Source organism: Sneathiella sp., assembly GCF_029233945.1.
In the GTDB taxonomy this organism is placed as follows: Bacteria; Pseudomonadota; Alphaproteobacteria; order Sneathiellales; family Sneathiellaceae; genus Sneathiella.
The window spans coordinates 24,907-40,667 of the sequence record NZ_JARGOQ010000004.1; the positions used below are offsets into that span (position 1 = coordinate 24,907).

A 15,761-nucleotide genomic window follows, 5' to 3' on the forward strand; every position below is an offset into this window, starting at 1 on the left:
GTTCAGGCTCCATACGCCTCAAGCCGGTCAAGCATGGCTCGTTTTTCGTCGTTGCTGCAGAAGCTTGCTTCGAACCCATTGCGAGCGAGAGTGAGAATCTCTGTTTTTGTTAGCTGGAGGCTTTCTGCGATGGCTTCGTAGTTTTCGTTTATATAACCGCCGAAATAGGCGGGATCATCGGAATTGACAGTCGCTTTCAGGCCATGCGCCAGCATTTTCTTTATGGGATGTGCACGCATATCCTTGACCCCGGCAAGTTTGTAATTTGATAGCGGGCAGACCGTGAGGGCAATTTGGCTCTCCGCCAACCGCGTCACCAGTGCCGCATCTTCCAGTGCACGATTACCATGGTCCAGCCGATCAACCTTCAGCAGATTGAGGGCTTCGGAGACATATTCCGGCGGCCCTTCTTCTCCGGCATGAGCCACGGCAAGAAATCCTTCCGCTTTTGCCTTTTCGAAAACGCGCGCAAATTTGGACGGGGGATGCCCCATCTCTGATGAATCAAGTCCGACGGCGATGATCCGGTCCCGATAGGGAAGCGCCTCGGCAAGGGTGGCAAATGCGGCGTCTTCGCTTAGGTGCCGTAGAAAGCACATGATCAGCTTTGAGGTGATGCCGTATTTTTCAAGCCCGTCGTTCAGTGCCCGGGTGATGCCATCGATGACCGTTGCGAAAGGAACACCGCGATCCGTATGGCCTTGCGGATCAAAGAATATCTCCACATGGATGACATTCTGTTCCTGCATTTTTGTGAGATAAGCAAACGTCAGGTCATAAAAATCCTGCTCTTTCAGCAAGACACTCATGCCCTGATAATAAATATCCAGAAAATCCTGCAAATTCGAGAATTGATAGGCAGCACGGACTTCCTCTACCGTTGCGAATGGGATCTCTACCTTGTTGCGCCTGGCGAGTGCAAACATCAGTTCCGGCTCCAGACTGCCCTCTATATGAAGATGCAGTTCAGCTTTCGGCATGTTCCGAATGAATTTTCTCAGGTCATCCATGGATGGATCCATTCAAATCATATAGTGATGATATACCCCCGCCGAGGTTGTCAATTCCGGCGGAGATATGCGCTTGATGACTCAGTTTATTTTGGTAGCTGTCCTTCGACGCCTTCTACATACCAGTTCATGCCGAGAAGGACACCATCGTCAAGTGCCTCGCCGTCCTTCGCACCGACCGAGCCATCCTGTTTGTTAAAGGGACCGGTGAAGGGCAATACAGAGCCATCCTCAATACCTTTTCGTGTTTCTTCCGCCAACGCAACAACGTCAGCAGGAATAGCGTTGTTATAGGGGGCGAGTTCGACCATTCCGGATTTGAGGCCACCCCAAGTGTCCTCAGACTTCCAGCTTCCGTCGAGGACCGCTTTTGTCCGCGCGACATAATATCCGTCCCAGTTATCGATGATGGCGGTAAGTTGAGCCTTGGGGGCGAATTTCGTCATATCCGAAGCCTGACCCACGGCCCAGACACCGCGGCTTTCGGCAACCTGAAGAGGAGCGGGGCTATCCGTGTGCTGTAGGATGATATCGGCACCCTGATCGATAAGGGCCTTGGCCGCATCGCCTTCCTTGCCCGGATCGTACCAGGTATTCACCCAGGCAACCTTCACCGTAACATCAGGATTAACGCTGCGGGCGGCAAGGGTCATCGCATTGATACCACGAACCACTTCCGGGATCGGGAAGGAACCGATATATCCGATGACGTTTGATTTCGTCATTTTTCCGGCAATTTTTCCGACGACATAGCGACCTTCATAAAACCGCGAGGAATAGGTGCTGACGTTGTCCGCCCGCTTGTAGCCGGTGGCATGCTCGAACTTTACATCCGGGAACTGCTTGGCGACTTTCAGAGTTGGGTTCATGAAGCCAAAGGAGGTTGTGAAAATCAGCTTATAGCCGTCTGCCGCCATTTGCCGGATGACCGGCTCGCTGCTTGATTCCTTGACGCTTTCGACATAGGTCGTTTTGACTTTGTCGCCGAATTCATTCTGAACAGCCTGCCGACCTAATTCATGGCGATAGGTCCAGCCGTGATCGCCAATCGGGCCGACATAGATAAAGCCGACTTTGTCTTCTGCTGACGCCGTTCCACCCATAAGCAATCCACCAGCCAATGCGATGGCGCCAATGAGGCCTGAGAGTTGTTTTCGTGTCATTACTTTCTCCTTCTTAAACAGAAAATTTCCGGGCTCATGCCGCCGGATGAAAAATCTTGCCTATGCAAGCTGGTGCATGTTTTCGAATTCGGGATTCATCTTTCGATATCAGGACGAGCACTAATATGGTCGCCAGATACGGCAACATCGAAAGGACTTGTGAGGGTACGTTAAGTCCGGCGGCCTGTGCGTGCAACTGTAAAATGGTAATGCCACCAAACATATAGGCGCCGACCAGTACCAAACCTGGCTTCCATGTTGCAAAGACGATAAGCGCGAGGGCAATCCAGCCTCGCCCCGCTGTCATGTTCTCTGCCCACATCGGCGTGTAGGCAAGTGATAGATAAGCGCCGCCAATGCCCGACATAGCCCCGCCGAACATAACCGCCAGATAGCGGATCGCAATCACCGGATAGCCGATTGAATGCGCCGCGTCATGGGAATCACCGACGGCACGCAAAACGAGACCAGCCTTTGTCTTATAAAGAAACCAGCTGACAATCGCGACCATGGCAAATGATAGATAGACCAAGGCATCCTGCGCAAATAGGATGGGTCCGATGAACGGCAAGTCGGATAAACCGGCAATGTTGAGCTTGGAGAGTGCGGTAACAGGTTCGCCGACAAACTCCTGTCCCATCAACGCGCTTAAACCCACACCAAAGAGGGTGAGGGCGAGGCCGGTCGCCACCTGGTTCGCCATGAGCGAGAGGGTGAGAACGCCGAAAAGGAACGCCATCACGGCACCGGCGAAAGCCGCCGCGCAGACAGCCAGAAAGTAATTCCCTGTTACGAGGGCGGCGATAAATCCGCTGACGGCGCCAACCAGCATCATCCCTTCAACCCCGAGGTTGAGCACTCCCGATTTTTCCGTCACGAGTTCACCGATTCCAGCGAAAACAAGTGGGGTCGCCGCCGTAATAACGGTGAGGATAACCGGCACCATCCAATCAAATCCGCTCATTATGACGTCGCCTTTCTTGCAATATTCAGACGGAACCGATAGTGGACGAGCACATCGCAGGCGAGCAGGAAAAAGAGCACCATCCCCTGAAACACGCCGGTGACGGCAACCGGTAAGCCAAGATTAATCTGCGCGGTTTCACCGCCAAGATAGGTAAGTGCCATCAGCAAACCCGCAAAGAAGATGCCGACAGGATGAAGCCGCCCGAGGAAGGCCACGATAATTGCCGTGAAGCCGTATCCCGGCGAGATGGAGGGAACGACCTGATCGATGGGGCCACTTACCTCCGACAGGCCGGCAATGCCCGAAAGCGCGCCGGCGAAAAGAAGGGTGAACCAGATGATTTTCTTCTGGCTGAAACCGGCATATCCCCCAGCGCGCGGGGCTTCGCCGATAACTTTCACCTGAAAGCCAATGAGGGTGCGTGCCATCATGATCCAGGCCCCGAAAACAGCAAGCAATGCTAAAAGGGTTCCGAAATGCATTCTTGTGCCCGGTATCAGTATGGGCATATCCGCGCTGTCACTGAAGGTCTGGGATTCAGGGAAATTGAAGCCCGCGGGGTCCCGCCATGGTCCGTGGATCAACAGGGAAAGAAGCAGCAGCGCCACATAAACCAGCATCAGGCTGGTCAGGATTTCATTGGCGTTAAAGCGGGTTTTAAAGAACGCCGGGATGGCGGCCCAGGCGGCGCCCCCCAAGGCTCCCATAATAATCATCGCAGGGAGTAGAAAAATGCTGTCAGTTTCGGGAAAATAGATAAAGAGGCTACTGCCCGCGATAGCCCCCATCGTGAGTTGCCCCTCCGCGCCGATATTCCAGACATTGGCGCGAAAGCCGACTGACAACCCGATAGCGCATAATATCAGCGGTGTTGCCTTGACGAATAGCTCGGAGAATTCATATTCCGTATCAAGCGGGGCAATGAAGAACTGATACAGCGCCTCGATCGGATTGACCCCAAGCGATTCAAACAGCACGATACTGGTCAGCACCGTCAGGACAAGGGCAATGACCGGGGTTAAATAGACCATCGACTTGGAGTATTCGGCCCTTTTCTCGATTTTAAGCAACATCGGAGACCCCTCCAGCTTCACCCATACCTTGGGTGCCTCCCATCAGGAGCCCGATTTCCTCGATTGTTATTTCGCTCAATTCCCGCCCAACGGACAGGCGGCCTTCCGCAATGACCGCGATGCGGTCGCTTATCGCGAAGAGTTCATCAAGGTCCTGACTGACGACAAGCACCGCCGCGCCATTCTCGGCAAGATCAATGAGCGTCTGGTGGATGAAGGCCGCAGCCCCGGCATCAACACCCCAGGTCGGATGGGCGACAATGATAACATTAGGCTTTTGCAGCACCTCGCGGCCGACAATGAATTTCTGTAGATTTCCACCCGAAAGGCTGTTGGCCGTATGATATATGCCAGGCGTGCGCACATCGAATTTCTGCACGATATCCGAAGCATAATCCGACGTGCCGCCGTTGTTGATAAAGCCACCGTTCAACAGAGACATGCGACGAAATCCACTTAAGAAGGCGTTTTCCGTCAGCATCATTTCCGGCACCGAGCCGTGGCCCAATCTGTCTTCCGGCACGAAGGCAAGGCCGAGATCGCGCCGCGAGTTCGGACCGAGTTGGCCGACAGCTTTATCATCCAACGTAATGGTCTCCGCATCACGGCTTGTTGTTTCTCCACTCAAGGCCGCGAGAAGTTCAATCTGGCCATTCCCGGCAACACCCGCGATACCCAGAATTTCGCCGCCGCGAACATCGAAGTTAATGGCGCTGAGGTTGATACCGAATTCCACATCGGCGTCGATTGAGAGGTTGCGGACCTTCAGCCGCACCCGACCGCCCTTTGATGTTTCATGATGTTCCGGCGCCTGCAGGTTAGTGCCGATCATCATCTCCGCGAGGCTCTTGGCGGTTTCCTGAGTAGGATCGCATTCGCTGATATATTTGCCGCCCCGCAGGATGGTCGCCTTGTGACAGAGCGCTTTTATTTCATCAAGCTTGTGACTGATGTAAAGAATGGAGACCCCTTCATCAGACAAGCGACGAAGGGTCTCAAACATCTTCTCGGCCTCCTGCGGGGTCAGGACCGAGGTTGGCTCATCCATAATCAGGAGTTTTGGCTTTTGCAGGAGGCACCGGACGATCTCGATGCGCTGTTTCTCACCGACCGACAGCGTATGGACTTGCCGGTTTGGCTCTAGCGGCAATCCGTAACTGTTGGAAACTTGAACAATATCCCGTTCGAGTACTTTCATATCCTGACGGCCCGACATGCCGAGTGCGATATTCTCGGTGACGGTCATTGCCTCGAACAGGGAGAAATGTTGAAAAACCATCCCGATGCCGGTTTTCCGGGCGCTGTGGGGATTGGCAATGGCGACAGGAGTGCCTGCCCAGATAATGTCGCCGTCATCCGCCTGAAGAACACCGTAAATAATTTTGACAAGTGTACTTTTCCCCGCGCCATTCTCCCCGAGCAGCGCGTGAATTTCCCCCGGCATGATTTTAAGATCGATATGATCATTGGCAAGGCATCCGGGATAGGCCTTAGTTATGCCGCGCAATTCAAGCTGCGGTACTGCCCCCTCTGTTTCATTCATTCTACTATCCCCGAAATTGCAGCCTCTCCTTCATCATAGTCATATCTTCTGTCGCCGTTGTCATCAGGTAAAGCTTTTCAAATTGAGTTACTGACCTTGTCCCAGCGGCGCGGCGCGCTTCGGCTCTTTGCCTGCTGATGGCGGCGTAAAATATCTGCGACGATACCAAGTGCTATTTCTGCCGGACGCTTTCCACCGAGTTCGGGCAATCCGATTGGGCAGGTAATGCGGGAAATCACCAACGGGTCGAATCCTCTTGTCGCCAGTCGCTTTTCAAATTTGGATTTTTTGGTTTTTGAGCCGATCAGCCCGATAAAGGCGGCATCCTCTTTTGCTGTCAGCAGCCGATCACAGATTTCTAGATCAAGCTGATGACTATGAGTCATGACCAGGAAATAGCTGCCCACAGGACAGCCTGCGATGGCACTGACTTCACTAGCCGTGACAACTTTCTGCACATTCTTCGGGATATCAACCGGAAATTCCGATGCGCGGGAATCAACCCATATGATCCGGCAGGGAAGGGGGGAGAGCGTGGTAATCACCGCTCGTCCGACATGACCGGCCCCGAAAACCGTGACGTGAAATTCCGTATCATGAAGAGACTGTACGAGAGTGAACACGCTGCTGGAGGATTGATCACTCTCAATAATTTCCGAGGCAGATGTGGTAAGGCAGCGTTCAATAGCTGCCTGAACCGGTTTGTTGAGATATGTCAGGCTGTCCTCTTCGGAAATCACCTGCAGACGGCATCCGGCCTCTGACCAATGGAACAGAAGAGCCAGATTCTTTTGTGAATTACTTAACCGGTTAAATATTGATGAAGTCTCGCCTTTCCGAAACTTGTGCAGCAATAACTCAACATAACCTCCACAGCATTGTGCAAGTTCCGGCCCGAGCGGTAGTTCATGTATTTCCGACGATCTGTTTTCGTCCTGAAGAAGCTCTCGCGCTTTCTCGATGGCCTGATATTCAAGTCGTCCGCCACCAATTGTACCAACACATTTTGTTGTCGTGATCAGCATATTCGCGCCGGTATCACGCGGGGTTGATCCCTTGGCCCGGCCGACAGTCACCAGTACGGCGGGGCTGTCCTGATCCGCATCAAAGGTACCTGCCATGTCGGTCCAGTTGTTCATTGCGCCGCCTCCGTTAGATTGTCGGCGCGCGCCGTTTCGGATATTTTCTGGACCGCCATCAAAACCCTTTCCGGCGTTGCCGGTGCATCCAAGCTCGGATAATGGCGATAATCGGCGACGCTGGAAATCGCATCGGCAATCGCATTAAAGGCAGAGATGGCGAGTATCAGGGGCGGCTCTCCCACCGCTTTCGAGCGGAAGATGGTTTCCTCGACATTCTCGCCCCGCTCAAAAATCTTCATGTTGAAGGTTGCGGGGCGGTCGCTGCAGGTCGGAATTTTGTAGGTGGACGGCGCATGGGTTTTGAGGATGCCCTTGTCGTCATAATATAGCTCCTCCGTTGTCAGCCAACCCATCCCCTGGATATAACCGCCTTCAATCTGACCAAGATCAATGGCCGGGTTTAGGCTCTTGCCGGCATCATGAAGGATATCGACAGCGGTAACTCTATTCTCTCCCGTCAGGGTGTCTATCATCACTTCAGAGACAGCCGCGCCATAGGTAAAATAATAGAACGGGCGACCGGTCAGAGTTTCGGCATCATAGTGAATTTTCGGCGTGCGATAATATCCGGTCGCGGAGAGAGAAATCCGGCTCATATAGGCCAGATGAACCAGATCCCGGAAAGCAACCACCTGCTTTCCGATGCGGATGCGATTTGGCAGGAAGGCAACATCCGACGGTTTCGCGCCGTAATATTCCGCCGCGAATTTTGTGAGCCGTTCCTTAATGTTAATGGCTGCCGCCTCTGCGGCCTTTCCATTGATATCCGCGCCGGATGACGCCGCTGTGGGCGAGGTGTTCGGGACCTTATCCGTCCGTGTTGCGGTAATCTTCACCCGCTCAATATCGATTTGAAGAACCTCGGCGACAACTTGCGCGACCTTGATATAAAGGCCCTGCCCCATTTCCGTCCCGCCGTGATTTATCATCACGCTACCATCGGTATAAACATGCAGCAATGCGCCGGCCTGATTGAGATGAGTGGCGGTGAAGGAGATGCCGAACTTCACCGGGGTAAGGGCAATCCCCTTCTTGAGATAGGGGCTGGTTTTATTAAAGGTCCGGATGGCCTTGCGGCGCGCGATATAGTCAGAACTTTGCTCTAGTTCGGTAATGATCTCCGCTGCGATATTATCCTCGACCGTCATCTGATACGGCGTCACATTGCGCGATTTTTTGCCATAGAGGTTGGCTTTTCGCACCTCGAGCGGGTCCTTGTCGAGATAGCAGGCGATGGCGTCCATCATCCGCTCCGGTGCGAGCACGCCCTGCGGCCCGCCGAAGCCACGAAAGGCGGTATTGGAAGTTGTGTGTGTCTTGCAGCGATGAGAGATAATTGTTACATTTTTAAAATAGTAGCAATTATCCGCATGAAACATCGTCCGGTCATTGATGGAGGCGGATAGGTCCGCGGACCGACCACAGCGGGAGGCAAAGATAAATTCCGCGCCACTGACCCGCCCATCATCATCGAAACCCATTTCGACATTGGCAACAAAGTCGTGTCGCTTGCCGGTCATAATCATGTCATCGTCCCGATCAAGACGTATTTTTGCAGGTCGGCCCGTCAATTTAACCGCAAGGCCAGCGATGGCCGCGAACCAGGCTCCTTGCGTTTCTTTCCCTCCAAAACCGCCGCCCATACGCCGCACTTCAACTGTGACGGCGTGATCGGGGATGTCCAGGAACTTAGCAACATTATGCTGAATTTCTGTTGGATGCTGGGTGGAGGAATAAACAAAGATATCCTCGTCCTCCCCCGGCAGGGCGAGGGCAATATGCCCTTCCAGATAGAAGTGATCCTGTCCGCCGATTTCAAATCGCTGCGTTAGGCGGTGTTTTGCCGCCTTTATCGCCGCAGCCGCATCGCCGCGTCGGATCTCCCGTGTTGGCAGGACAAAGGATTTGGCCGCCATTGCCTGTTCAACGGTAATAATCGCCGGAAGTTCTTCATACTCAATAATGGCGAGCCTTGCCGCAGCGCGCGCCTGCTCCAACGTCTCCGCTGCAACGGCGAACAGCGATTGCCCCGCATATTCGACGACATCCTCGGCGAAGACTGGATCGTCGCCTGCAATGGGGGAGGCGTCATTATTTCCCGGCACATCTTCCGCTGTCAGGACGGCAACGACTCCCTGCGCCAGACGGACCGCAGCGACATCCAGCTTCAAAAGCTTGGCATGTGCCTTCTCGCTTTGGGCGATATATAGATGAAGCAGGTCTTTTGGTTCCGGTATGTCATCAATGTAGAGCGCCTCTCCGGCCACCTGCTTGGCAGCGCTGTCATGAGGGCGAGAGGAGTGAACCGAGCCCCTTATCGTATTTCGGCTGAGCGGAGGATTACGCATAGGCAAATCCTCGCTCTCCGACGAGCCGCGTTGGGACGTCGGGAGTTGTCGTTTCGATATAGAATTTGCGGAGCAGGTTTTGCGCTATGAGCATCCTGTAATGTTCGCTTGCCCGCATGTCAGAGAGGGGCTGGTAATCCTCTGTCATGCAGGATAGCGCGGTTGAAATCGTCTCCTCGTTCCAGACTTCTCCGATAATTGATTTTTCCGTGGCGCGGGCACGTTTCGGGGTGCCCGCCATGCCGCCGTAGCAAATACGGATGTCTTCGACGATATCTCCCTTTAGGATGAGATTGAAGGCAGCGCAAACGGCTGAGATATCCTGATCGAACCGCTTGGAGATTTTGTAGGTTGCGAACTTTGCATCCGCCTTGGGGTGTGGGAGGGCAACGGTCTCGACAAATTCCCCGGGTTTCAAATCCTGCTTGCCATAATCGATGAAGAATTCCTCAAGCGGAATGTTCCGCACACCGTCTTTCGAGCGTAAATGCAGTGTTGCTTCCAAAGCGATCAGGGCGGGTGGGGTGTCTCCGATTGGAGAGCCGTTGGCGATATTGCCGCCGATGGTGCCACTGTTACGGATCTGGGTGGACGCGATACGGCGGATCAGTTCCCCAAAATCAGGATACAACTCCGCAAGAGGAGCCCAGGCGGCGCTATAGGTCACACCGGCCCCTATTTTCAGGCTGTTTTCCTGTGTTTCGATGCGTTTCAGTTCCTTGATCTGGCCAAGATAGATAACCGTCGCCAACTCACGATGTTGTTTGGTGACCCAAAGCCCAACATCTGTAGCACCGGCGAGAAGGGTCGCCTCCGGATGGCTTGCGAGAGCATCGGTCAGTTCGCCAACCGACTTCGGCGCAAAATAGTGCCGGTCTTGCCATGTCAAATGGAGCCCTGCGTCCTCACCTAGCGCGTGAAGGAGGGAGGCTGTTTGCGTTTCGCGGGCATGGAACTGATCTTTGCCATTGGACTGAGCAATCGTTAAGGCCGCGTCGACTATGGTGCCGTAGCCTGTGCAGCGACAGAGATTGCCCGCCAAAACATCATTGATATGGGATCTGTCGGCTTTGGGCTCTGAATGCATCTCAGCAAAAAGAGACATGATAAAGCCCGGCGTGCAGAAGCCGCATTGTGTTCCGTTGGCGTCCACGAGAGCCCTCTGCACCGGATGCAGCTCCCCCTCTTTTTCCCTAAGATCTTCAACGGTGATAAGTTCCTTGCCGTCGAGAGTGGGCAGGAATTGAATGCAGGCATTGACGGCCTGATATTTTATTCTTCCGTCCGTCAACTCGCCAAGTACGACCGTGCAGGCGCCGCAATCCCCTTCGGCGCAGCCTTCTTTCGTGCCGGTCAGCGCTTTATCATAGCGAAGATAGTTGAGCACCGTCATTGTCGGATCGATATTCTCCATCTCGACGATTTTTCCCCGGTGAACATATCTTATCTTTTGGCGCATGGGGATTGTCCGTTCGTGCATTTCGTCATTATATCATATCTTTCCATCGACCTTAACTTCCCCGGTACGTGGAGTAACCAAAAGGGGAAATTAGAAGAGGAACATGATAATGCTCCGTCGTGTCCGCAATACCGAAACGCAAAACCACCTCATCGAGAAATTTAGGCTCCGGCAGGGCGAGGCCGTTGCCGTCGAAATACTGCCCTGCATGGAAAAGAAGCTCGTACTGGCCTGGTGAAAATGCATCCCCCTCAAGTAAGGGTTCGTCACATCGCCCGTCGGCATTCGTGTGGGCGGTTTTGACTAGTAACCATTCATTGTCCGTCTGGCGGAAAAGATCGATCCGAATTCCCTTTCCGGGCGCGCCGGAGGCCGTATCCAAAACATGCGTCGTCAGTTTGCCCATGGGGTCCTTCAAAGAATGGCCTTTGCCCCGCTCCTCCGCGAAGACAGTCAAAATCTTGCATCACACAATTTGGATTGTCCACATAATTTATTATTTTTGTATACAATATTTTTCTATATTGTATAAATATCGTGAGGGAATTTAAGATATTTAAGGAAATAGCATGAGCCGGACTGCCCCAACAGCCGCTTTGAATGAAGGCGAAAGCGACTCTCGCAAAACTTCTCAGAATGATCGTATTTATGAGGAGATGCTGGCGGCAATTCTTGAGCAAAGACTTGCCCCCGGCACCAAGCTTTCGGAGGATACATTGGGTGAAATATTCGGTGTTAGCCGGACAGTGATCCGCACGGTCCTGCAGCGCCTTGCCCATGAACAGATTGTTCGAATTCAGCCCAATCGGGGGGCGTTTGTCTCTGAGCCTACCCCAGAGGAGGCGCGGGAGGTGCTGCAGGCCAGACGCCTGATTGAAGAGGGAATTGTGCGCAAGGCCGTTCGTAACCAGACACTCGCGGATATAAAAAACCTGAAGAAATCCGTTGCGTCAGAACGCCTCAGCCTTGAGACGGGAGACCATGAGGCATGGGTTCGATTGTCGGGCGATTTCCATTTGAAGCTTGCTGAAATTGCGGGCAATCAAACGCTGACGGCTTTTTTGCGGGAGCTTGTCTCGCGGACATCTCTGATCATCGTGCAATACCAGAAAGGCACCCTTTCGCCCTGTAGCTGCGATGAACATACGGAAATTATCGAGGCCATTGCTGCTGGAGATGAGGATCGTGCAATTGAGCTTATGAATGCCCATTTACAAGCGTGCGAGGATCAGCTTAACCTTCAGGGAAGCGACGCCAAGGCTGATCTTTATTCGATCTTTGCCAAACCCGCAAAGCTGGAGGAAAAATCCGGGAGCGTAATTTGAGTGAGGGGCGAAAATACCCGCGAGATCTGATTGGCTATGGGGAGACCCCACCTGATCCAAAATGGCCGGGGAAGGCACGCATCGCCGTTCAGTTCGTCCTGAATTATGAAGAGGGCGGGGAGAACTGCATCCTGCATGGGGATGATGCTTCGGAATCTTTCCTATCCGAGATTATTGGCGCCGTTCCTCTTCCCGGAAAACGGCATATCAGTATGGAATCGCTCTATGAATATGGGAGCCGTGCCGGTGTCTGGCGGCTGCTGAAGCTTTTCGAAAAACATGATATTCCCCTGACTATTTTCGGGGTTGCCATGGCACTGGAGCGAAATCCGGATGTGACCCGTGCTTTCGTCGATCTTGGTCATGAAATATGCAGCCATGGCTACCGCTGGATCAATTACCAGGAGGTACCGGAGGTGGTTGAGCGCGCGCATATGCAAAAGGCAATCGAGATTATCGAACGAATGACGGGCGAGCGCCCCCTTGGATGGTATACCGGCAGGACCAGCCCGAATACGCGCCGCCTTGTCGCGGAAGAAGGCGGCTTTCTCTATGATGCCGATGCTTATGACGATGATCTGCCCTACTGGAATAATGAGTTTGACAGGCATCAACTGATAATTCCCTACACACTCGATGCGAATGATATGCGCTTTGCGTCTTTGCAGGGGTTTAACAGCGGGGATCAGTTCTACGCCTATCTGAAGGACAGCTTTGACACGCTCTATGAGGAGGGGGAAACGAGTCCTAAAATGATGTCCGTCGGATTGCATTGCCGTCTTGTGGGGCGTCCGGGGCGGATCGCGGCGCTTAAACGGTTTATTGAGTACGCGCGCGGGCATGACGATGTCTGGTTCTGTCGCCGGATCGATATCGCCCGGCACTGGCATGAGCACCATCCGCCTCTCCAGCAGAAGAAGTAGCCATGCCCAAATCGAGAACGCTTATTAATAAAATGAACAATGTTCAGTTTATGGAAATTTTTGGCGGTATCTATGAGCATTCACCATGGGTGGCAGAGCGTGCCTGGAATGCGGGCATTAGTGAGAAGCACGATAAAATTGACGAATTGGCAACTCTGATGGCGCGGATGGTGGAGGAGGCAAGTGAGAGTGAAAAACGCGCTCTCATCGAAGCGCATCCGGATCTTGCGGGCAAGGCCGCCAAGCAGGGCGAACTGACCGCCGCTTCTACCTCTGAGCAGGTCGGCGCCGGTCTTGACAGCTGTACCGCCGAGGAGTTTGCTGCATTTCAGGAGTATAATACAGCATATAAGGAAAAGTTCGGTTTTCCCTTTATCATGGCGGTGAAGAACAGAGACCGCCATGAAATCCTTGCTGGGTTTGAAGAGCGGCTTCAAAATTCGCCGGAAGAGGAGTTCGCAAGGGCGCTTGCGGAAATCGACAAGATTGCCAGATTTCGTTTGGCTGAGTTATAGACTGAATATCCCCGGATCGTTTATGGAGAAATGAATGAGTTCACCCACCGCAAATACTGACGGCTTCGTCCGAAAATATATCGACCTTGCGTCATCACGTCTCGGGGCGGAGGTAACCTTTGCGACGGATGATTTCTTCGCTGATAAGGCCCGGCTAATTGATCCGGCACCGCCCGTGTTCATCGCCGATAAGTATGATGAAAACGGCAAATGGATGGATGGCTGGGAAAGCCGTCGCAAGCGCGAAGAGGGATATGATCATTGTATCATTCGTCTTGGGCTGCCCGGTGTCCTTCACGGCGTTGATATCGATACCAGTCATTTTACGGGAAATTTCCCTCCCTCGGCCTCAATCGATGCCTGCCTGGTGGAGGGGGAGCCGGGGCCGGATACGGAATGGATGGAGATCCTTCCCGCCGTTGGTTTGAAGGGTGACAGTCATCATCTCCATGCAATTCCAGATTCCCGGACCTGGAGCCATCTACGGCTGAATATCTATCCCGATGGCGGAATTGCCCGGCTTCGCGTCTATGGTCAGGTGCAGTGCAATTGGGATAAGCGCGACCCGGATGAGATGGTTGACCTTGCGGCGCTGGTCAATGGCGGACGCGGCATTGCGGCGAGTGATGAACATTACGGCACGCCGTCGCAAATTCTCGCGCCGGGGCGCGGGATCAATATGGGCGATGGTTGGGAGACCCGCCGCCGGCGGGAGCCGGGCAATGACTGGGCGTTGATCTCGCTGGGTCATCCGGGCGTCATTTCTAAAATCGACGTCGATACCGCGCATTTCAAGGGAAATTACCCCGACCGCTGTTCAATACAGGCAGCCCTTGTCGCAGGTGGAACGGAGGAGTCTCTCGTCACGCAAAGCATGTTCTGGAAAACGCTGCTGCCGGAGCAGAAACTTGAAATGGATGCACTCCACAGCTTCGAAAAAGAGGTGGCTGATATCGGCCTCGTAAGTCATATCCGGCTTAACATCATTCCCGATGGCGGGATTAGCCGGTTGCGGTTGTTCGGGCGGATCAGCCGAGGCGTAAAATGACCCTCAAAATAGAGCCGCTGACAAGAAAGGCCTTTGCATCCTTCGGCGATGTGATCGAGACAGATGGCGCGGAAAATTTTATCATCAATAACGGATCAACGATCCGGTTTCATGATCTCGCTAAGATAGAGACAGATGAAGACGGGCGGGTTCTGGTGAATATCTTCCGGGCGACCCCGCTCGACTACCCCCTTAACATCCGTCTGGTAGAGCGACACCCGAAAGGAAGTCAGGCCTTTGTCCCGCTCAACAATCGGCCCTACCTGGTTCTGGTTGCGCCGAAGGGGGAAGTGGTTCTATCGGGAGAATTGAGGGTGTTTCGGGCGGAAGGGCATCAGGGTGTCAATTACCATGCGGGCACCTGGCATCATCCCGTGCTGGCATTGGAAGACGTCAGCGATTTTCTGGTGATCGACCGGGCCGGACCCGGGGCGAATTGCGACGAGATCCATTTTGACGATCCGGATATGATCCTCGCCTTATAGCTTGCTCCGGTAGTGGTACTGATAGAGCACCTCACGAAAACCGATACGGTTCCAGAATTCCCGCCCGGTTTCGTTCTCCGTCACGACCTGAAGATAGGCTTCTCTCACGCCGGATTTCTTTGCCATATGGAGCATATGCCAGGCAATGCGCGCGCCAAACCCGCGCCGTCGAAAGTCCGGGTGGGTCGCAAATTCAAAAAGCCCGAGGAAGTCTGGCGATTGAACGCCCATGCCACAGGCGACAATTTCTTTTCCACGCAGAATGGCCAGCGCCTGAATGTCGAGATCGATAAGGGAGAGCATCTCGCGAAAGACAGCCTGCTTCGCGGCATCCTGCCCGGTAAGTGCGGCGACCCCCCGCAACCAGAATTCTGATCTGGCGTCATATGTGATGATATCCTCATCGGAATCGGCGGTGATCGCGTCATCGATTGTCTGCACGCGCACTTCTGTTTCGCCAAAGAAGCCATAATTCCGCTCCGCTAACATGCCATCCAGCTTTTCATCCGAAAGCGGTGTCAAGCGGAAGTGGCAGGGCTGCCCTTCCTGTGCATAGGCGGCTTCGCAATGCTCAATTTTCTCTGCCAGCGGTAGTTCCCCGCGCGATACAACATTGACCGAATTTGCGCGGCGTGTATGGTTCCGGGCGAAACGCAAATGCCAGCCATCATAGATTTCGGTTTGAAGCGCAGGGATGGCGGATAGGGAATGGGCTTCTATTTCGGCGATCCGGTGTAACATAAGGTGTCATTAAAAATTG

Annotated in this window: 15 protein-coding genes; 5 read left to right on the plus strand and 10 right to left on the minus strand. The window is 53.6% G+C overall.

Annotated elements, in window-relative coordinates; translation table 11 throughout:
- Window positions 1–2 precede the first annotated feature (2 nt).
- From P1U71_RS02435 to uraH, 9 genes are all read right to left on the minus strand, one after another.
- Window positions 3–1,010, minus strand: a complete 1,008-nt coding sequence (locus P1U71_RS02435; RefSeq protein WP_301103956.1) for an adenosine deaminase — start codon at window positions 1,008–1,010, stop codon at window positions 3–5.
- A gap of 86 nt (window positions 1,011–1,096) precedes the next feature.
- Window positions 1,097–2,173 carry a BMP family ABC transporter substrate-binding protein gene (locus P1U71_RS02440; protein WP_301103957.1) on the minus strand — a complete coding sequence of 359 codons (1,077 nt, stop codon included), beginning with the start codon at window positions 2,171–2,173 and terminating at the stop codon, window positions 1,097–1,099.
- Window positions 2,174–2,207: 34 nt separating this feature from the next.
- Window positions 2,208–3,137, minus strand: a complete 930-nt coding sequence (locus P1U71_RS02445) for an ABC transporter permease (protein ID WP_301103958.1) — start codon at window positions 3,135–3,137, stop codon at window positions 2,208–2,210.
- Window positions 3,137–4,213 carry an ABC transporter permease gene (locus tag P1U71_RS02450; protein ID WP_301103959.1) on the minus strand — a complete coding sequence of 359 codons (1,077 nt, stop codon included), beginning with the start codon at window positions 4,211–4,213 and terminating at the stop codon, window positions 3,137–3,139. The genes P1U71_RS02445 and P1U71_RS02450 overlap by 1 nt, the downstream gene beginning before the upstream one ends.
- The gene (locus P1U71_RS02455; RefSeq protein ID WP_301103960.1) at window positions 4,203–5,756 is read right to left on the minus strand and encodes an ABC transporter ATP-binding protein; all 1,554 of its coding nucleotides are present in this window, start codon (window positions 5,754–5,756) and stop codon (window positions 4,203–4,205) included. The genes P1U71_RS02450 and P1U71_RS02455 overlap by 11 nt, the downstream gene beginning before the upstream one ends.
- 77 nt (window positions 5,757–5,833) lie before the next feature.
- The gene (gene xdhC / locus P1U71_RS02460) at window positions 5,834–6,895 is read right to left on the minus strand and encodes a xanthine dehydrogenase accessory protein XdhC (RefSeq protein WP_301103961.1); all 1,062 of its coding nucleotides are present in this window, start codon (window positions 6,893–6,895) and stop codon (window positions 5,834–5,836) included.
- Window positions 6,892–9,246, minus strand: coding sequence for a xanthine dehydrogenase molybdopterin binding subunit (gene xdhB, locus P1U71_RS02465; protein WP_301103962.1), 2,355 nt, complete (start codon window positions 9,244–9,246; stop codon window positions 6,892–6,894). Before xdhB ends, xdhC begins: the two co-directional genes overlap by 4 nt.
- On the minus strand, window positions 9,239–10,705 hold the full coding sequence (gene xdhA / locus P1U71_RS02470; RefSeq protein WP_301103963.1) for a xanthine dehydrogenase small subunit: 1,467 nt from the start codon (window positions 10,703–10,705) through the stop codon (window positions 9,239–9,241). The genes xdhB and xdhA overlap by 8 nt, the downstream gene beginning before the upstream one ends.
- Before the next feature lie 52 nt (window positions 10,706–10,757).
- Window positions 10,758–11,111 carry a hydroxyisourate hydrolase gene (uraH, locus tag P1U71_RS02475; RefSeq protein WP_301103964.1) on the minus strand — a complete coding sequence of 118 codons (354 nt, stop codon included), beginning with the start codon at window positions 11,109–11,111 and terminating at the stop codon, window positions 10,758–10,760.
- A gap of 163 nt (window positions 11,112–11,274) precedes the next feature.
- Between uraH and P1U71_RS02480 the strand changes: the two genes are divergently transcribed.
- Genes P1U71_RS02480 through P1U71_RS02500 form a run of 5 tightly spaced genes read left to right on the plus strand, consistent with a single transcriptional unit; the run spans window position 11,275 to window position 15,001 of the window.
- Window positions 11,275–12,030, plus strand: a complete 756-nt coding sequence (locus P1U71_RS02480) for a GntR family transcriptional regulator (RefSeq protein WP_301103965.1) — start codon at window positions 11,275–11,277, stop codon at window positions 12,028–12,030.
- Window positions 12,027–12,953, plus strand: a complete 927-nt coding sequence (gene puuE / locus P1U71_RS02485) for an allantoinase PuuE (protein ID WP_301103966.1) — start codon at window positions 12,027–12,029, stop codon at window positions 12,951–12,953. Before P1U71_RS02480 ends, puuE begins: the two co-directional genes overlap by 4 nt.
- A 32-nt stretch (window positions 12,954–12,985) precedes the next feature.
- A complete protein-coding gene (uraD, locus tag P1U71_RS02490) occupies window positions 12,986–13,468 on the plus strand; it encodes a 2-oxo-4-hydroxy-4-carboxy-5-ureidoimidazoline decarboxylase (protein ID WP_367281105.1) in 483 nt (160 codons plus the stop codon).
- A 34-nt stretch (window positions 13,469–13,502) separates the two neighbouring features.
- Complete coding sequence (gene alc / locus P1U71_RS02495; protein ID WP_301103968.1) at window positions 13,503–14,516, plus strand: allantoicase; 1,014 nt, start codon at window positions 13,503–13,505, stop codon at window positions 14,514–14,516.
- On the plus strand, window positions 14,513–15,001 hold the full coding sequence (locus tag P1U71_RS02500) for an ureidoglycolate lyase (protein WP_301103969.1): 489 nt from the start codon (window positions 14,513–14,515) through the stop codon (window positions 14,999–15,001). The genes alc and P1U71_RS02500 overlap by 4 nt, the downstream gene beginning before the upstream one ends.
- Here the strand turns inward: P1U71_RS02500 and P1U71_RS02505 are convergent.
- Complete coding sequence (locus P1U71_RS02505; protein ID WP_301103970.1) at window positions 14,996–15,742, minus strand: GNAT family N-acetyltransferase; 747 nt, start codon at window positions 15,740–15,742, stop codon at window positions 14,996–14,998. The genes P1U71_RS02500 and P1U71_RS02505 overlap by 6 nt on opposite strands.
- Window positions 15,743–15,761 lie beyond the last annotated feature (19 nt).